Source organism: Pseudomonas sp. FW305-20, from assembly GCF_058788075.1.
On sequence record NZ_JBYTAJ010000022.1, the window covers coordinates 1 to 16931 of the forward strand.

At 53.2% G+C, this 16931-nt stretch carries 16 protein-coding genes; 2 read left to right on the forward strand and 14 right to left on the reverse strand.

All coding sequences use genetic code 11. The features are described 5' to 3' along the window. Positions 1-360: 360 nt before the first annotated feature. From AC3WP4_RS18820 to AC3WP4_RS18845, 6 genes are all read right to left on the reverse strand, one after another. On the reverse strand, positions 361-492 hold the full coding sequence (locus tag AC3WP4_RS18820) for an Ig-like domain-containing protein (RefSeq protein ID WP_219732485.1): 132 nt from the start codon (positions 490-492) through the stop codon (positions 361-363). Positions 493-619: 127 nt separating this feature from the next. Then, a complete protein-coding gene (locus AC3WP4_RS18825; RefSeq protein ID WP_102615090.1) occupies positions 620-1195 on the reverse strand; it encodes a hypothetical protein in 576 nt (191 codons plus the stop codon). A 597-nt stretch (positions 1196-1792) separates the two neighbouring features. Then, positions 1793-2548 carry a hypothetical protein gene (locus tag AC3WP4_RS18830; protein ID WP_102615091.1) on the reverse strand — a complete coding sequence of 252 codons (756 nt, stop codon included), beginning with the start codon at positions 2546-2548 and terminating at the stop codon, positions 1793-1795. 26 nt (positions 2549-2574) lie between these two features. Beyond that, positions 2575-3936 carry a DUF1254 domain-containing protein gene (locus tag AC3WP4_RS18835; RefSeq protein WP_102615092.1) on the reverse strand — a complete coding sequence of 454 codons (1362 nt, stop codon included), beginning with the start codon at positions 3934-3936 and terminating at the stop codon, positions 2575-2577. Continuing rightward, on the reverse strand, positions 3933-4952 hold the full coding sequence (locus AC3WP4_RS18840; RefSeq protein ID WP_102615093.1) for a DUF1214 domain-containing protein: 1020 nt from the start codon (positions 4950-4952) through the stop codon (positions 3933-3935). The genes AC3WP4_RS18835 and AC3WP4_RS18840 overlap by 4 nt, the downstream gene beginning before the upstream one ends. Positions 4953-5765: 813 nt before the next feature. Continuing rightward, complete coding sequence (locus AC3WP4_RS18845) at positions 5766-6647, reverse strand: hypothetical protein (protein ID WP_102615094.1); 882 nt, start codon at positions 6645-6647, stop codon at positions 5766-5768. Positions 6648-6960: 313 nt separating this feature from the next. Here AC3WP4_RS18845 and AC3WP4_RS18850 point away from each other — a divergent pair, with 313 nt between their 5' ends. After that, on the forward strand, positions 6961-7632 hold the full coding sequence (locus AC3WP4_RS18850; RefSeq protein ID WP_178081744.1) for a S1C family serine protease: 672 nt from the start codon (positions 6961-6963) through the stop codon (positions 7630-7632). 129 nt (positions 7633-7761) lie between these two features. Here AC3WP4_RS18850 and AC3WP4_RS18855 read toward each other — a convergent pair whose 3' ends face one another. From AC3WP4_RS18855 to AC3WP4_RS18890, 8 genes are all read right to left on the reverse strand, one after another. Further along, a complete protein-coding gene (locus AC3WP4_RS18855) occupies positions 7762-11424 on the reverse strand; it encodes an ATP-binding protein (protein ID WP_102615095.1) in 3663 nt (1220 codons plus the stop codon). 23 nt (positions 11425-11447) lie between these two features. Continuing rightward, on the reverse strand, positions 11448-12140 hold the full coding sequence (locus tag AC3WP4_RS18860) for a response regulator (RefSeq protein ID WP_102615096.1): 693 nt from the start codon (positions 12138-12140) through the stop codon (positions 11448-11450). Positions 12141-12528: 388 nt separating this feature from the next. Further along, complete coding sequence (locus AC3WP4_RS18865) at positions 12529-12906, reverse strand: hypothetical protein (protein WP_146011920.1); 378 nt, start codon at positions 12904-12906, stop codon at positions 12529-12531. A gap of 104 nt (positions 12907-13010) precedes the next feature. After that, on the reverse strand, positions 13011-13190 hold the full coding sequence (locus tag AC3WP4_RS18870; protein ID WP_146011599.1) for a hypothetical protein: 180 nt from the start codon (positions 13188-13190) through the stop codon (positions 13011-13013). A 453-nt stretch (positions 13191-13643) separates the two neighbouring features. Beyond that, the gene (locus AC3WP4_RS18875; RefSeq protein ID WP_102615098.1) at positions 13644-14597 is read right to left on the reverse strand and encodes a hypothetical protein; all 954 of its coding nucleotides are present in this window, start codon (positions 14595-14597) and stop codon (positions 13644-13646) included. 1 nt (position 14598) lies between these two features. Beyond that, on the reverse strand, positions 14599-15165 hold the full coding sequence (locus AC3WP4_RS18880) for an Ig-like domain-containing protein (RefSeq protein WP_102615099.1): 567 nt from the start codon (positions 15163-15165) through the stop codon (positions 14599-14601). After that, entirely contained in the window at positions 15158-16018 is an 861-nt protein-coding gene (locus AC3WP4_RS18885) for an Ig-like domain-containing protein (RefSeq protein WP_102615100.1), read from the reverse strand. The genes AC3WP4_RS18880 and AC3WP4_RS18885 overlap by 8 nt, the downstream gene beginning before the upstream one ends. A 71-nt stretch (positions 16019-16089) precedes the next feature. After that, positions 16090-16479: a hypothetical protein gene (locus tag AC3WP4_RS18890; RefSeq protein WP_146011601.1), complete on the reverse strand. Its 390-nt coding sequence runs from the start codon at positions 16477-16479 to the stop codon at positions 16090-16092. A gap of 21 nt (positions 16480-16500) precedes the next feature. Between AC3WP4_RS18890 and AC3WP4_RS18895 the strand changes: the two genes are divergently transcribed. Further along, entirely contained in the window at positions 16501-16857 is a 357-nt protein-coding gene (locus AC3WP4_RS18895) for a hypothetical protein (RefSeq protein WP_146011602.1), read from the forward strand. Positions 16858-16931: the final 74 nt, after the last annotated feature.

Genomic DNA, 16931 nt, shown 5'->3' on the forward strand with positions numbered 1-16931 from the left:
CCCCACACACACACAAATTTTCGAAAGCCACTCAACAGTGCATCCTTTGACATTGTCATTGTTATAACGGGTTGATCGCAGTGGAAACTGACCGAACGAAATACGCAATCGCCCAGCATTGTGGTAAAGGAGGTCAAGAACTGACTCTTTGCGGAATCATACGGGCGAAAATGATTTTGGTCCCGCTGGTACCGCTCAATGGGCATGATCCAAATGTTTATTTGAAGGAGGCTCTAACTCGACTGACTACGCTGCGCGCGAGTGAGTGAGATCGAGTAATTGCTGTCGTTTCGATGATTTCCTGACTAACTTGAGCAAGCCGAGTTTAGCGGACGTTTACGTTCATGTGTTTGAGCGTGGCTACCGATAACGGCGCCGTGGTGTCGATGACGATAATCTGCGGGCCGATGTTGACACATTGCCAGCGGCATCCGCCACTTCCACGGTCAGGCTGTGATCACCATCGGCCAGGGCTGGAGGGTGAAGGTCCACTTGCCCCCCTCACCAATCACGACCTCACCAATCACTACGCCATTGTCGAGGTTCTGCATAGTGTCGCCCGGACGACCGCTACCGCTCAGGATAGGTTGATTGTTGCTACCGGAAGTATCGCTGATATTCACAGCGTCCGGAGTGGGCGGAGCAACCGGTGGTGGTGTGGCGTTACGGGCGCTTGTGCACTGCCGCCACCACCGCCCCCACCGGCCTTAGCGGCAACACCCAACAACCCCAGAGCACCAATCCCAAGCACCGAGGTCGAAAAATGACCGCCTGACGCAGACAACGAGCGCGGTTCAAATCCAGCAAGACTTGCACGATCCAGGGCGAGCGGCGAAGAAATGCCATCCTGCAGAAATGCAGCTTCGAGTCCGCCCTCCGCGTCGACCACCACATACGGGTGATAGGTGGAATCTTGAGACATGCCGATGAGCTGTCCTTCGAACTCATAAAAGTCCTCGATAATCCGCCGAGGAGCATCCGGGTCTTCCCCCTCAAGTGATACGTGCAGGTCCTTACCTACACGCTTGGCAACAATCTTCTCCGGTGCGGCCCCATGCTCGCCAGCGAAAAGAATATATTTGCCACCCTTGATTGCCTGAATTCGTACAGTCTTCTTGGATGGCGGCGGCAAATCTCGCGTCAATGTCACAGTTGCGCTATCAACCACAGAAATACTTACGTTAGTCAAGTTCACACAGAGTTACCTTTCTAAGGGGGGGGGCGGCCCACTCGAAATTTCCACCGAAATAGCCTGGAGCACTGAGATTTTCCAATCCCGGTCAGACTAAATTCCGCAGTTTTTTTGTCGACATAGGATCTGTCCCAAAGCCCCCCCCACTGGCTCTCCGTCCCAGAAGCAACTCGATAAACGGCAGTTGACCTGCCGGTGGTGGCACCCTTGGTCATTTCGAAGAGGAATGCGGCCCGGCCAACGATATCCGGAGAATGACGTTCGCTTACGAGAACTCGAGTTGTTGTGACTGCGCCACCTAGTGATTCAAGCGCCGTTGTCTGGAACAGCTATTTCACCTGCAAAAGCAGATGGAATGGGAGGTGTCTAGAGGCCGTCATCGCTCAGTACGCACAATTCGGGTGACCTGATGTACACGAGCGAGCATTGGAGAGGGACTATCAAAATTACCGATGACTCCATCGCCCTCACATCCTCATGGCGATGGACCTACATCAGTACAATAAAATACGGGCGCACGAGGCGCCTGTAATTTCCAGTGATGCCAACCACTCGCGCCACTGACTGTGAAGCGAATAAGCCTATCTGGACAGGCATCGCTTAAAAGCTGAAACTAGCTCCCAAGATCGGCCCGGAAAGCTTCAGATCATAAGCAACGCCGTCGCTCTCCCGATCGATATAGAGATGGCGATACCCACCACTGACAGACCATTGCTCACTCACTTTAAATGAGACAACAGAGGTAATTTGCCACGTCTCGCGTGAAGCATCACCGATGTCGCCGCCGCCTCCATCACCCCACAGAACGGCACGCCAACGGTCGCTCAATTGCGCACTCACGCGAACAGCCAACAAAGGGTCAACCCAGCTGTCGTGCACGCTAACGTCATAATCGGGTCGCGAAATACCCCGAAGCGATACATCGACATCATTTGAAACCCAGCGCAATCCCAAGCCCGCATCCAAACGAAAACGATCGAGACTTAAAACTTCATAAAGCCCATACCCTGCGACCGAAGCGAGAGAGGTCCCGGTGTCAATGTCAGAAAACAGCCTGGCGAATGGCGTGCGGTCGCGAAACGAAAGGTCCATGTAAAATACGTCTCCCACCAACGACCATCGCCCCTTGCGGGCGGACACGGTGCCCATGAGGGCGGCATCAAGCGAATCCACTGCATCACTGGCACTCAACTCTGATGTCGCTGTTCCAAAAGGTGTTTCCACACCAGTGGTAGTCTTGGGCAACCAACCATAGGAAGACACATCGATCTGCCATTCGCCCTCATCTGCACATACCGACGCCGAAGATAATGCAAAGCCAATAGCCAATAGCTGGAAACCGCTAGCAAACTTCATTCAAAGGTTTCCCTCAGGAGTTAATTTCAAGATAAGGTTTCGATGACCGGCGGCTGCCAGCGGCCATCCAGGGCAGAAGCTTTTGGCAAATAGAGACGCATCACCACCCCCATCGGTCCAGCGGGCGCTGGCAACCAATTGGATTCAAGCGTTTCACCCGGACTCGAATGCTGAAGGTAAATCACGATGTCCCCGTTATCATCAACCTTAAACTCTGGGAGCATCGAAGAGTTGATCAGATACCGATCCAAGGCGTTGTGCACCAACAGTCGCGCCACACCGTCATACATGGTGATAGACCAGAATGCCTCTACGGGGGGCAGGTTGCCCTTGATAAATCGCAAGGCGTAGCGCTTCTTCGATGTATCAAGTGGATTGCCATCTGAATCTACGAGGTAAGTCGGGTAGAACGCCTCTTGAACCGAGTTACCGTAGATCCCGGCCATCGCCCCCATCGCGCGCTCCATAAACCTGCCCCTCATCTCCTGGGGCGAACCAAACAGCCCCGCAGACGTTTTGAGTTTGAGAACGTTAGCCGCCAACTTCTGCTGCGCAGACACCCCTGCAGACTCAACTTGCAATGCGCTATCGAAGCCCGCCGAAGGCCAATGGGCGCCCGCTTGCAGGCCAAGCCTGGAAAACTGAACTCGTAACGCCTCATCTCCTGACAACGCGGGAGCGAATTGCAGCAGAAAGGCGGCAAGTGGCCAAAAATCAGTGACTATTTGCAACTCCGAAATCACTGGCCACACCACCGCAGGCGCCGAAACAGGCGCTGGAGTTGCGGCATAAGCGGAAAGCAGCTGAACCTTGTACCCCGCCTGAATTCGTTTTACCTCCTCCAGATCATTTGAGGAAAACAATTGTGTGCGAATAATCCCTAACCCCAACTCAGTGGTCATGCGCACTACGCGCTTGACCCCCTTGGGAATTGCCCCCTGCCAATCAGGACCTGCTATCAGAAAATCACCGCCACCATTTCCATCTTCTCGCGTCCCCAGATACCCGACATTGTGGGTATACAAATCAACGAGCTGCATGGAATAGTAGCGCCCCTCATCTATCTTCGGCAGGGTGACTACAAGCGGTTCCGTGCGTAGATCCATAACCAGGAAAGAGTACGGTGTGTCGGAGTTGGGCGTAATAATCCCGGTATCCGCGGGGGTGTATACGCGGGCAACGCTATTAAGCGTGTTGATACGGCCCTTGTACTGAGTTCCGCCAAGCTCTATCGCATATTGATATAGCGTCAGGTAATTTTTCACCATCGGGTAGAGATAGATAAACGCCTCGCGCGCAAGGCTGTCCAGACTCTCCTGTGCTTTAAGCGAGAATGCAGGAAGAGCCGCGGCCAACAGAGAAAGTTTCAGGAGCTCGCGGCGCCTCATTTGACTACCTCCACATCCGGAAAGCTCCAAGCCCCGTTGAGAATTTCAGCGCTCGGCCGATAAAGCCTTACCATCCAGTTCCACCCGGCAGGAACGGGCAAGCAGTTAGCTATTTTGCCGTCGCAACCACCAAATTGAACATTGACATTGCCATCGGCATCACGCGCGGCCGTCAGATTATTGAGCGCGTAGGCATTGTAATTATTGGGTGAGAGGTAACCGTCGGCGTTATAAACGGTGATCGACCAAAACCCGTCCACTGGCACCTTCCCAACTTTCAACCGGTACACAGTCTGTCCATCGTTTTTTGGGACTGTTCGGTTCAGATACAACGCATCGCGAGAAGGATTGCCGCCCCAGGCCATGGCCGCACCAATCAAATGTCGAACTGGCTGAACTTCGCTGCGCGAACCAAACATGCCCTTGGTATCGGGCAGTAGCGCCGCCAATTTCAACAGTATCGCGCGAGTGCGATCCTGGCTTGCCTTGTCCCACTTTGGAAGCTCGAGCTGACCGACACTAGCCTGCGAAACCTTTATGCCATCCTGAAGTGCGTAGACATGATCCAGATCCGCCGCATCATTCGGGTTCGCAAGAATGCGAATGCCTACAAAGCCATAACGTGTACCGATGGTTTCGCGACTGAGCGTTACCTTACCGGCGCCGTAGTGCACATCATGAGTGTAATGATCCTCATCGATGACCTGGAGCGAAAGGAAACGCTTGCCAGGATCCGGCAACGTGATAGTGACCGGCCCGGCATCAAGGTCGAACACACCACCCGAGTACAAGGTATCGCGATTCAGTCGAATAATGGTTTGATTGTCGATTGGCGCCATCGCGCGCTCATGCCCAAGCTTGCCGAACCCATATTTTGCCGCAACTCCAGAGAAGTAAAGATCGCTTTCAGCTCGCACAAAGTTATCGCTATTCACTTTGGTTTCTGCAGCTTCAGCAGACAAAATACCCACCGCTAGCAATGCAATCACAAGGGTGCTTTTTCCAAATAGAGCCATTCGATTATCGTCCTCAACGCTATAGGATTGTTCGGATAAAACCCGCCTGGGCGACGCCTTCCAGCCTGAGCCGGTCAACGATGCCAAAGGTTTTCACGGAGACTAGACGAAAACGCAGTACGAGGAAGAGATGCGAGTCGGCATGCCCCCCCCCCGCAGAACAAGATTTAACCGCCTTCGAGTATCCCTTCTCAGCCATTGGAAAACATGACATAAAAAGCCAAATATTTGACATTTAACGACACGCCCCAAAGAACAATCCCACAGACGACTACAGCTTGAATATCTCTTCTCTAGTACTTGATACAGAACTGCTACGTTCCCACAAAGGCGAATTGCTCGCCCTCAGGCCGCCGCTCCCAAAGCAGAGAATACTCGGATGTAATGGTCAACACCTTGTAACCCGGACTGTGTAGTTCCCGCTTACGACCTGAAGTAATATCTTCAGTATTGAGTTCGTAAATAGCTGCGACAATTGAAGTGACAAAAATCCCTAGAAATGAGGTCACACGCATACACACTGACAACACTGGAAATCGTCCCGCATCAGCCTCGGAAACGACAAAATGGACACAAACTCAATTACCACTTTCTAAAGCCACACTCCGCCCCCCAATTCTATTTAAGCCGAATAATTACACGTAAGTTATTCAGGGAGACAAGCAGTCACTACGAGATTCGTCTGTATTTCAATTGCGCCCATCCTTCAGAACGCTCAGGAAAGGGCTGCATGACAAGTAGTCAGCGCCACACAGCCTTTCATACTACAAAAATGCCAAGTCAGGCAGCCGCAACAGTAGCCCTTGCGAAACCTCAGAACACGTCTTTCGCACCTTCCGAATCCAGCGGCTCCTTCTCAATTGCTGCGACATGCACATCTTGATAAACACATTCACCCTCTACACCAGTGAATACCTGCCCAACCGGATCACTGAAATCAACTATCAGATCCTCCAGTTCCAACGAAACTTCAGAACTCCCCCCCGGCAAAAGAAGAAAATCATTAACCTCCATTAAAACCGACTCACCACCACTTTCGAGCACCTCCCCCTGCGAGAGGTTAGCAATAACATTCACCGATACATTCAACGCGGTCGAATCGGCAAGCTCGACTTGAGCACCAGGCATTAGCTCGGAACCGAGCAGCTGGTCGCTGGCGGAAGTGGCTCCAGACAAGCCGCCCACGCCCTGAACATCCTCAGCACTCACTTCCATCGACATCGCCTCCGGCATGGGATGAGGATCAAGCGACGCGGCAAGCGTCCCCACCCCAGGCAAGACCGCCCTCTGCACTGCCGTATCTGAACTAAAGGTCTCAGACTGACCCGTATTGCTCATCACCTCGGGCTGATCACTCAACCCCTCGCCTTCACTGACTGACTGAACAGTGCTTTCGCAGATTTTTACGATTTCAGCTGTATCAAGCAGCGCATCAGGAACGACTAATCGCAGGCTTTCATGTGAAACCAATGCCACATTTAAGACACCACGCAACAGGCGCTGAGCATCTGGATCGCTCGCCACCCCCTCACCGACATCCAACACAGCGCTATTAACATCCGCTATGAATGTTGCGGGATGCATTGACTCCAACTCGTTAAACGACCAAGCACTGAAGTCGATGCCTGTCACAGCCTGCTTCTGATTCAACAAAGCCGCCGCCACATCCGCAACAGACAAGGTGGGATTTTTCATATTTGCTCTCCTCTACGAAGGGAATTGCCACTCCACCACTACAGAGCGGAGCCAGAGGGATTCGCGCACCCTGTCAACGAATCCGGCGGTCTGAGACAGTAAATTCCTCATCCCGCACGAGACATGAGATCAGTCCGAAAAAGACCGACTGGCTGAGCCGAGCCTACAAAGGATCAGCAAAGCGCCAATAACGATCCACCTAACCAAACAACGAAAGGAAAACTGCGGACCAGATATCGATCGATAAATTTCTAACACCTCAATGAGATTCGTCCTAATCTCATGCTCAGGACCACACAAAGAGGAAGGGATCATGGCAGCTATCAAAATTGCAGCACTGGGCCTTACGCTTTCTGTACTGGTTGGTTGCAATGGGATACCTCAACCGACAGCTCCGGACGAAACATTCCCGGGTTACTTCACGGTCAGCTCCGGAATTCCTGTGCCTTACATGTTTCAGGGCAGTGCCGTGCAGTGGAACCGTCAGTACGCGGTCAGTGCTGCGCATATTCCGCTGCTCTCCGATGTTGTACATCGGTGCAGTACTGGCTGTGACCTTGTTTTTATTCGTCGCGATGCCGACGGGTCTGTACCGACGTGGCGCCCAACCATTGTTGGCGAGAAATTGCAAACGGTTGGGTTAAGTCCATTCCTTGTGACAGTCAAGGGCTCTGGTACCAGCAAGGGACCACGTGTCAGCTTGAATCGCGAGGGCGACAACACGCCCTACGCCCTCAATGACGCCCCTGTAGTACAAGGTATGTCTGGTGGGCCGGTTTATGGTGCCGATGGCGCCGTGGTTGGGATGACAGTAGGGATTTTCTTGCCACAAGCACCACTGCTGCCTTCGTTGAAAAACAGCAAAAGCCTGAGTGTTTATGTGCCTTACGACATTATTCAGCGCGAGTGGCGCTTGTTCTCGGAGCGACAAGCCGAGGTAGAAATGAAGCAGATCGACAGCAAAAACCAGATGGTAAAACTTTGAAGTTTCAGTTTAACTGGGAGCGGGCTTGATCGCGATGATGCTAACGATTACAAGCACTTCGTGACTGTACGAAGCGCTCTTGAATCCATCGTGAGCACGCTCACTCCTACATAACGGAAGTCAAACACGCTAACCGCCAATGGCCCCCACCTTCGCAATAAGGCGCTCAAGCTCCGCTTCCACTACTTCGGCCTGGGCCAGAACGGCAACCTGGTCGACAGGCAATTCAGTGCACAGTCGTTCGATATGATCACAAGCTTCGATGATTTCATTCGCCTGCAAGATACGCGCTGCACCTCTGATTCGGTGAGCAAGATTCGACAAGGAGTCTGGCGAAAAACCCTGTAATTGCACCTTGAGTTCTGAGAGATCACGCGTGTAGCTACTATGTGCCTCAGCTATCAACGCTTGAGTCATCGCGCTATCACCCCCCGTCAAATCATGAAGTATCGCTTCGATGCTTTGTCCGCCAGCAACATTCGTAGTTTCCCCTTCCAACTTCGGCTGAGCGATACCCTGCACTCCCGCTACAATCGTAAGCACCGTCGACAAAGCGCTCAAACTTACCGGCTTGAACAAACAATCATCCATCCCTACTTCATGACATTTTATCTTTTCATCGGGCTGCGCATTGGCCGTGAAACCGATGATTGTGCACCGTGGCCAAGCGTTATGTGCTTCCTCCAGGCGAATGGCTCGCACCATCTCGTAGCCGTTCATCACAGGCATATTGCAATCAGTAAAGATCAGATCGACGTTACCCTCCCGCCATAACCTGAGCCCCTCTTCACCGTTCTGCGCGCTCCGGACTGTCTGACCGTGGTATGCCAGTTGCTGGGTCAGCAGCACCCGATTGGTAGTCTGATCATCAATCACTAGGATATTCAGTGCTGGAAGCTCCTTCTCACTTGTCTCTTCCTGAATCTGCCCCCCCCTTGGTATCGCGGGAAGCACGCTGAAAGGCACAGCCAGAGAAACGCAAGTGCCTTTACCCAGCACACTTCGCGCAGATACTTCGCCGCCCATCAACTCGCACAGCGACTTGCAAATCGCCAGCCCCAAGCCAGTCCCCCCCCTGGAAGTAAGGCCGTGATTGGCCTGCACAAACGGCTGAAACAGCTTGCTCAGTTCCTCCGCCGAGATACCAATTCCCGAGTCCTCCACAGCAAGCTGCACCGACAAGTGCTCATCGTCAATCGGGGTGCCATTGACAGTAACCTTGACCTCACCGGTGTCAGTGAATTTGATGGCATTGCCAACCAGATTGGAAAGGATTTGCTTGAAACGCATTGGATCCACCAATACGTCGCAGTTTACGCTGGAGTCAATGTGCAAGCTTAGCGTCAATGCCTTCTGACGTGCCAAGCCGTCGAACACACGCGCGACAGACTCCACCAGCTCGCGCAAGTTGGCCCGTTTCGGACTGAGGCTGATATGACCGGACTCAATACGCACCACATCAAGAATGTCCCCGATCAATTCCAACAGCCCCCGAGCGGAATCGTAGGCTATCTCTATCGCAGGCCTGTCCAAACGGCCCTCATCGGCGTGCCTCATCGCCAGCTCCAGCATTCCGATCACCGCACTCATCGGCGTGCGGATTTCATGGCTCATCGTCGCCAGGAATATGGTCTTGGCTCGACTGGATTGATCCGCAGCCTCAAGCGCTGTGCGCAACTCTTCCATTAACAGACGCCGATCACTAATGTCGATCCATCCGCAAATCACACCCTTTACCACGCCTTGTGAGTCGCGATACGGATGAATCCAGTGATAAATATTCAGCAACCTCCCTGGCAAATGCAGCTCTCGGTCAATTTCCAAAGGCTCACCTTTCTCCATGACAGACATATAGTCATCATGAAATTGCAATGCCTCCTGGCGGTTGATTTTTAAACCCTCTAACGTCGACTTGCCGATAACTGCATTTGCTGTCGCACCAAACACCGCCAGATAATTTGAATTGCACGTAACCATACGCCCTGCCCGATCTCGCACATAAATCGGGTGCGGCGTTCCATTAATCAATGCGTTCATGAAGTTCAGTTGATCGTTCAGTGCAGTTTCGGCTTGCTGGCGAAGCTTGTACTGAGAGCGGATATAGAAATTCCAGGCAAACGACAGCAAGATAAAGGCAAAAGCTGCACCACCGATCTTGTAGATAAGCCCACGATAATCCCACCAAGACGCTTTCGACACATCGACCTTTGGACGCCAACGATTTTGAAACATGTCGATTTCATTAGGAGATATCTGCAACAATGCCTTGTCTAGGATAGAGGCCAGTTCCGTATCGCCCTTTCGCATCGCAAATGCCAAAGACGCGGGGATATCTTCAATAATATTGGAAATTTTCAAGTTACCATCGTGCAGCGTCATCGTGTAGTACTGAGCAACTGGCAAAAAGGCGGCCGTGGCATCCGCCTCTCCATTGACAACCATATCCATCGCATCTAGTAATGTCGCAGCCTCTACGAAATTAAAATCAGATGACGGCTGCATCAATTCTCGAAGCGCATGATTAAGCGGCAAGGCAATACGCTTGTGTTTCAACTCCTCCAAGCTAATTGGTTGACCCGGAGCATTTAACGTAATGATCGCGTAGGACGTAAACACTTGCGGCCGGGTGAAGCGCATCGCCATTTCTCGCCCAACGGTCGGAACCAGTGTGGCCAGATCAGCTTCACCCTTTTCGATAAAGTTGACATGGTCACTCAACTCATCCGCCAGCACAGGTTTGAAAGTAAGCCCAGTCCGCACAGAGATTGCCTTCAGCAAATCGGCGCTGACGCCACTGAAGCGGCCTTCTGTATCGAAGTACGACAAAGGTGCGGTGTCGCGTGTCACGACATACCGAACCAGCGGATGTCGAGTGATCCAGCGCTGCTCCGAGGGAGACAGCTCCACTTTGGAAGATATGATCGATGCCCCGCCACCCGACCAACGCTTGAGAATCTCCGCCGAATACACATCACGAACTAGTTTCAGGGTGGTGTTGAGAACTTTATCCAGACGATTCGCATCTGAACGAACGGCAAACGCAAAACCACCGGTAGGAATATCCAATGCAGCGTGCATTCGCACATAGTTGAAGTAGTTAAGATTTACATGGTAGTTGCTTGAGACCATGTCACCCAAATACATATCGGCATTTCCAAATGCCAATGCTGCCAGGGCTTTCTCTCGAGACGCATAGGTCACGAACTGTGCACTAGGATAAAGCGCTTTAAGCTGTCCAACCGGCAAATAATCTTCAGCCATCGCGATGTGCATGCCGTTGAGCCGAGAAGGTATAGCGCGCACCTCCGCCTTTCGCACATAGAGTACCGGCTGATCATCGATGTATTTTTGAGTCAGTTGAACCCTGTACGTAGCCAGTTCGTAATCATTCGCACTGCCTACAATATCTATCAAGTCCATCTCAAGGGCGCTCAACGCGGCCGAGCGATCCCTGAATTGAACAACGCGAACCTCAATATGCAGCAGCCTACCGATAATACCCAGCACATCGGCTGTCACCCCTTCGTAGTAACTGCCACTGGAGATAATCTCCAACGGAAAAAAGTTTGGAGGAGCCACACCCAATACCAGTTCCCGTTTGTTACGCACCCATTTCCAGTCTTCACTGGACAACTCCACCGTTCTCTCTTCCACGCTCGAACGGTCAATCAGCTTGAGATCGACCGAATCTTCAAATGGCGCAGAGGCCTGCACAGACTGAAAAACAGACAGAGAAAATAAAAAAAGAGAACACGTAAAACACTGTAGGCAACGCAGCAACTGAAAAGACATCTTGGATACTCAATAGAGCCCCCTCAAAATCCTTTGAGGCTTTGCTCGAGCTTAAATAATTCAGCATCAGTGCGAACACCTAGCTTGCGGAAAGCGGCCTGTTTTTGACCGCTTATCGTCTTCATGCTTCTGGAAAATTTGCGCGCTATCTGCGACACCGACATACCCTCCAGGCAGCAGCGAAGCACTTCCTGCTCCTTGGGTGAAAGAATCGGATCGCTCAGCAGGACATCACCACCGATAACATCATCCCTTGCTAGCGTCTCCCGAACGGCATTGGGGTCTCTCCCGAGCTCGTAAGCCAACATTGGTGAAATATACGTTTCACCTCCGGCGACTTTACGAATAGCGTCGACCAGCCCCTCCACGTCCTCCGACTTGCCAAAAAAGCCATTGGCCCCTGCATTCAAGGTCAAATTGACTACCGATGGTTTTTCAGCCGAGGAGGAAATGAGGATAAACATGCCTGGAAAGCGTCGCCGAATCAGACGGAGCAAATTCAAGCCATCAAGCTCGTCGTTGCCCAGTACATAATCGAGGATCAAAAGGTCTATTTCCATATTCTGCAAGGCGTCAAGCAGGTCCCGACTATTGCTATAGGCACCCACAACGTTGAGGTCGGCCTCACGAGAAAGGCGCGACTTGATTGCCAATTGAATTAATGAATGATCATCCAGCACAGCGATGCGCAAAGGTGTCACTACGGACCATTTCAAATGTTTTTTCTCCATGCTGCTGTAAACGCTAGCCACGGCAATACAACACACAGGAATACGTGGCCCCCCCTGCCCCGCTCACACGCCGGCACGCCCGCATCACCTGAACATGAAAACCAGAGACCAGCGTCAGACAGTGTCGTCGCGGTCCCCCGATCTTAGGAGTCTAGTTCAAAGCCGTGGATTCGCGTGAAATTGAATGCAATTGCCTATTTGGAACACCAAGCAGACACTAGCAAACTGGTTCATGCCAACTGACGCCAGCCCCACCCAACGACGCTGGCAACAATCCCCAAAAAGGCCAAAGACCAGCGTAGCCAGGCCAGCGATGTACCGTTCAACAATGCTTGAGGGGGAATGCTGGTCGATCTGCGCTTACCGCAGGTTATTAGCCCGCGTTTTGCCCCAATAGCTGGCTGGAAGCTTCATCGTCCAACGGATAGGTGAGAACGGCAATATTCATTTGCATTGAACCGTTGCGTTCGGCAAACAGCTGATCAATGTCAAGCACATAGATCTTATCTACGGCGGCAAGTGACTCGATAAAGCCATAGTGACGACAATTCTCGATTTGCGAAGCCCTGGACTGCAGGTGGATTTGCAAACGCCCGTTGGCCAGTTTCGACTCCGCGGTGCTTTTACCAACCACGAGCGGCAGAGTCCCCCCCCCCTGATCCCGAACTTTTAGATAGTACGTCATCCCGCCTTTTAACGTGGTGATGTAAAGATCTTCATTCTTTCCTGGATAAAGGGGGGGCCTCGTCAAGGTAGGCTCCCATCGTGTGGACACCAGATCGAGTGCACAAGGATGTATAGCCACCTGGTAGCAACGCGGTCACGAACTCCTGGTCAAGGTAAACGTAAGCCGGACTACTTGCAGGATTGCCGGCTGCCCGGTAATAGATCACCTGCGCCAAGAAGCGCATTCTGTTGTTCGGTAAAGATATAGCGTCCACTTTCAACTGCAGGAACGGTCAAACTTGAACTTTCCTGCTCATCGAACGGAAAGAAGTACAGCATATTTTGCTTATTGAGAAAGGCGAATTTCATTTGAAATGACCAAAGTTAGAACAACAATATCAAGTGCAAGACAAAACCGACGGCCTGCCTTACGCCATTCCACAGCGAAATCCCAGCTCTAAGCCTGATTCGCTGGCAGATCTCCCAGACGACGCGGGAGCGCTCGCCTGACCGAGTTACATTTATCTTTTATTCACTCTGCACAGACTTTGGCTGCCAAGAAGCGAGCGCCCCGCACAGCCATTAGTGTGACTCTCATCCACTGAATGAAACATAGGATTAGTCCCAAAGGCGCTTTAAGTTTGGAAAAAGTTGCGTTTACGAACGCCCGGAAAGAGACAAAAAAAGGGCTGCAGAGCAGCCCCAAAAGGAAGAATTAATAAAAGCGTGCTGATCCGCCGCGAAGCAGGTGGTAATGACTACCAACCTCGCGCAAGGCCACGGCGAATCGCCGTGGCTGAAGCCGGATGATCACTGAGCGCGTTATTGGAGTTGCACCATGACCCCGTCCTGCACCAGTAACTGCGCGTCCAACGCGGTGTGTTGGTAAACCTCGTAGACAATGCCCGAAGCCGTCAGTTGGCCAAGCGCCTCCCAGTCGCCGACATCCATGCCGTTAGGCAGCAGGTCGTTGAGCAACACCACGTCACCAACGTTCCCCTTCACCGCGAGCCGCGTGCAGTCATCGGTGTTGAACGCACGATGGTTACCCAACTCGAGCACATCGCCCAGGGAGACCTTCACGGTGTTGTCGCCGGTACCGGTGAGGTCGATGACCTCGATCGAACTCAGGCGCGCTATCACGGACGACAAGTTCAAGAACTGATCGGCACCAAGCAGGTTCAGGGCGTCTACGCCGCGGTTGCCGTCGATCCGGTCGATCTGGCCCAGTACGCTGACATCATGAACGGAGAACAGATCGTCACGGCGTAGCCCATAGACCTCGGTGATTTCTCCGGTCTGAACAGTAGTGGCCCCAACCGGAGCTTGGCCAATAGTGACAAAGTCGGACACATTACCGCCCTGGGTGACGACCGCAGCGCTGACGGAACCGATCGAACCTACCTCCAACTTGGCGAAGCCGGCAGCGACGTCTTCCTGAGTCAGCGTATATTCGAAGCGATGCGCACCATTGTCAGCGACCACGGCAATACGCTCCCCCACCCTGACATGGGACGGATCGAACCCCACCTGTAAGTGGGTATCCATCAACTCTATCGAGGCCAGTGCACGCGGCACCATGACGTCAAGCAGCACAGCTTGCTGAGTGACGGTACCAGAAGCACCGAACTGATCGACTACCCTAGTCTGGATCACCCAACTACAGGAGATATGAGCACTGCGATCCTGTATGACCCAGCTGGTGCCGGCGACCAAGGCATCAAACCAGGTTTTTCCGCCGTCATGGGAAACCTGAAGTTTCAGTCCAGGCGTCAACTCAGCACTCAGCACGCCTTGCAGCAGTCGCCCGTAGGACCGTTATTGGTGATGAAATCGTTACCGTCATGTCCCGATCCTTGCCCATATGCGACAGGTAGGCGACCTGGGTCGGGCCGGTTTTGATAACCAGATCAATCGGGTCGGATACCGGGCTGCGTTCACCACCCCGGCTCACGACGACTGCGCTGAAACTGTGTTCGCCATCAGCCAATGGCGTCTCTGGTATGAAGCTCCAGTCGCCTGAACCAGACGCCGTGACACGACCAATCTCGAAGCCCTTGTCCTCGACGACCACCGTACTGCCCGCTTCAGCCTTGCCGCTGAGAGTCGGTCGGTTGTCATCAGTGGTATCGCCGGAGATCAGCTTGCCTTTCTGCGCACCCTGGTCGTCATAGACCGACTCGATGCTTGGTTTGGTAGCTGCCGAGGTGGTGACGATCACCACATAAGCATCGGAAGGCGCAGACCTGTTGCCAGCCCGGTCTTCGCTGACCACGGTGAAGCTGTGCTCGCCTACAGTCAGCGCTACGTCCGGGACGAAGCTCCAGTTTCCATTGCTATCCACCTCTACACTGCCCAACAAGCCAGCATTGTCGGAGATATGTATGGTGCTGCCTGCCCCCCCTACCTGTCAGGGTCGGGGCGGTGTCGTCGGTCGAACCGCCATCGCCGACCGGACCTTGCAGGTCGCCGACATCGTCGGTGACCGCATCGATGCCAGGCTTGATCGGGGCTGTAGTGTCGATGATGACCACATACTCATCCGATGGCTCGGAGGCGTTGCCGGCTTTGTCTTCATTGACCACGGTAAAGCTATGCTCGCCTTCGGCCAGTGCTACGTCCGGGGTGAAGCTCAAGTTGCCGGCAGCATCCACCGGCGCACGACCGATCTCGACACCGTTATCGAAAATCACCACTTCGCTGTTAGCTTCAGCCTTGCCGCCGAGGGTCGGCTTGGCGTCATCGGTGGTATCACCGGCGAGCAGATTGCTTTGCTTGCTACCCTGGTCGTCGAATACCGACTCAATGCCTGGCTTGCCTGGCGGCGTAGTATCGACGATGAGCACATACTCATCCGATGGCTCCGACGCGTTACCCGCCGGGTCAGTGATGACCACTTCGAACACGTGCTCGCCCTCGGCCAGCGGTGCTTCAGGGGTGAATTCCCACTTGCCGTCTTCACCGATCTGCACTTCACCAATGACATTGCCATTGTCGATGATGGTCACGGTGTCACCTGGATTACGTTCGCCGCTAAGGGTCGGCTGGGTGTCGTCGGTGCGTTCACCACTTGCAACCGGGCCCTGCTCGTCGCTAACACCACCCATGCTCGGTTTTTCCGGGGCGAACCTGTCGACGATGACCACGTAACCAACCGAAGGCTCAGATTTGTTGCCGGCCTTGTCTTCGCTAACCAAGGTGAAGCTGTGCTCGCCTTCGGCCAGCGCTACGTCCGGGGTGAAGCTTCAGTTGCCATTCTCGTCCACCACTACGCTGACCACCAGATCACCGCTGTCCTAGATATGCACGGTGCTGCCTGGCCCACCTTACCCGACAGGGTTGGAGTGTTGTCGTCGGTCGAACCACCATTGGTGATTGCACCCTGGATTGCACCGATGTCGTCAATGATGGTGGCGAGGATCGGCTTGCTCAGCGGCAATACATCCGGATCAAGATCGCTCGCGGGCGGCACAATCGCCTCGTTGCTGCTCCCACCTCCGCCACCTCCACCGCTGCCGCCAAAAACAGCGCCGGCGCCCAACGCGCCCAAGGCACCGAGCCCAAGCCCGCACGTAGGAAGAATCCCGCCTGCCGACATCACCAGGCCAGCACCGAAACCTGTAAGTGCGTTAGAACCCAACGCCTGAGCAGAAGACACACCGTCAATCAGAAAAGCGACTTGGCTATCGTGATCGCCATCGACAGCAACATATCCATAGTAGGTAGAGTCCTCGGACATTCCCACCATCTGACCTCCATGCTCAAAAAAATCTTCGATGATCAGTTCTGGCTCATCTGGATCTGTGCCTTCCAGCGCAACATGCAAGTTGTTGCCAACACGCTTTACCGTGACATTCTCTGGAGCAAACCCATTCTCACCCTCCGAAGAATGTATTTGCCGTCCTTGATGGCCTTGATACGACCTGGTTTACCCTTGCTAACTTTCGACAAGTCCTGGGTTGACGTGATCGCATTACCGTCAACTACGGAAACACTGATGCTCATTGCTTCCACACCTTTCACCTTTGCATGTTAATGGCGTCGACCCAATTCTTGTCGACGTATGAGTTGAGGCGTACGCCCTGTCCTGGGCGATCCTTGACGCAATAA

What these genes read in the sequence shown, in the direction of transcription:
- AC3WP4_RS18830 (WP_102615091.1), bottom strand. Translation starts at nt 2,548, where the DNA reads ATGAAGTTTGCTAGCGGTTTCCAGCTATTGGCTATTGGCTTTGCATTA.
- AC3WP4_RS18850 (WP_178081744.1), top strand. Translation starts at nt 6,961, where the DNA reads ATGGCAGCTATCAAAATTGCAGCACTGGGCCTTACGCTTTCTGTACTG.
- AC3WP4_RS18840 (WP_102615093.1), bottom strand. Translation starts at nt 4,952, where the DNA reads ATGGCTCTATTTGGAAAAAGCACCCTTGTGATTGCATTGCTAGCGGTG.
- AC3WP4_RS18845 (WP_102615094.1), bottom strand. Translation starts at nt 6,647, where the DNA reads ATGAAAAATCCCACCTTGTCTGTTGCGGATGTGGCGGCGGCTTTGTTG.
- AC3WP4_RS18835 (WP_102615092.1), bottom strand. Translation starts at nt 3,936, where the DNA reads ATGAGGCGCCGCGAGCTCCTGAAACTTTCTCTGTTGGCCGCGGCTCTT.
- AC3WP4_RS18870 (WP_146011599.1), bottom strand. Translation starts at nt 13,190, where the DNA reads ATGAAATTCGCCTTTCTCAATAAGCAAAATATGCTGTACTTCTTTCCG.
- AC3WP4_RS18855 (WP_102615095.1), bottom strand. Translation starts at nt 11,424, where the DNA reads ATGTCTTTTCAGTTGCTGCGTTGCCTACAGTGTTTTACGTGTTCTCTT.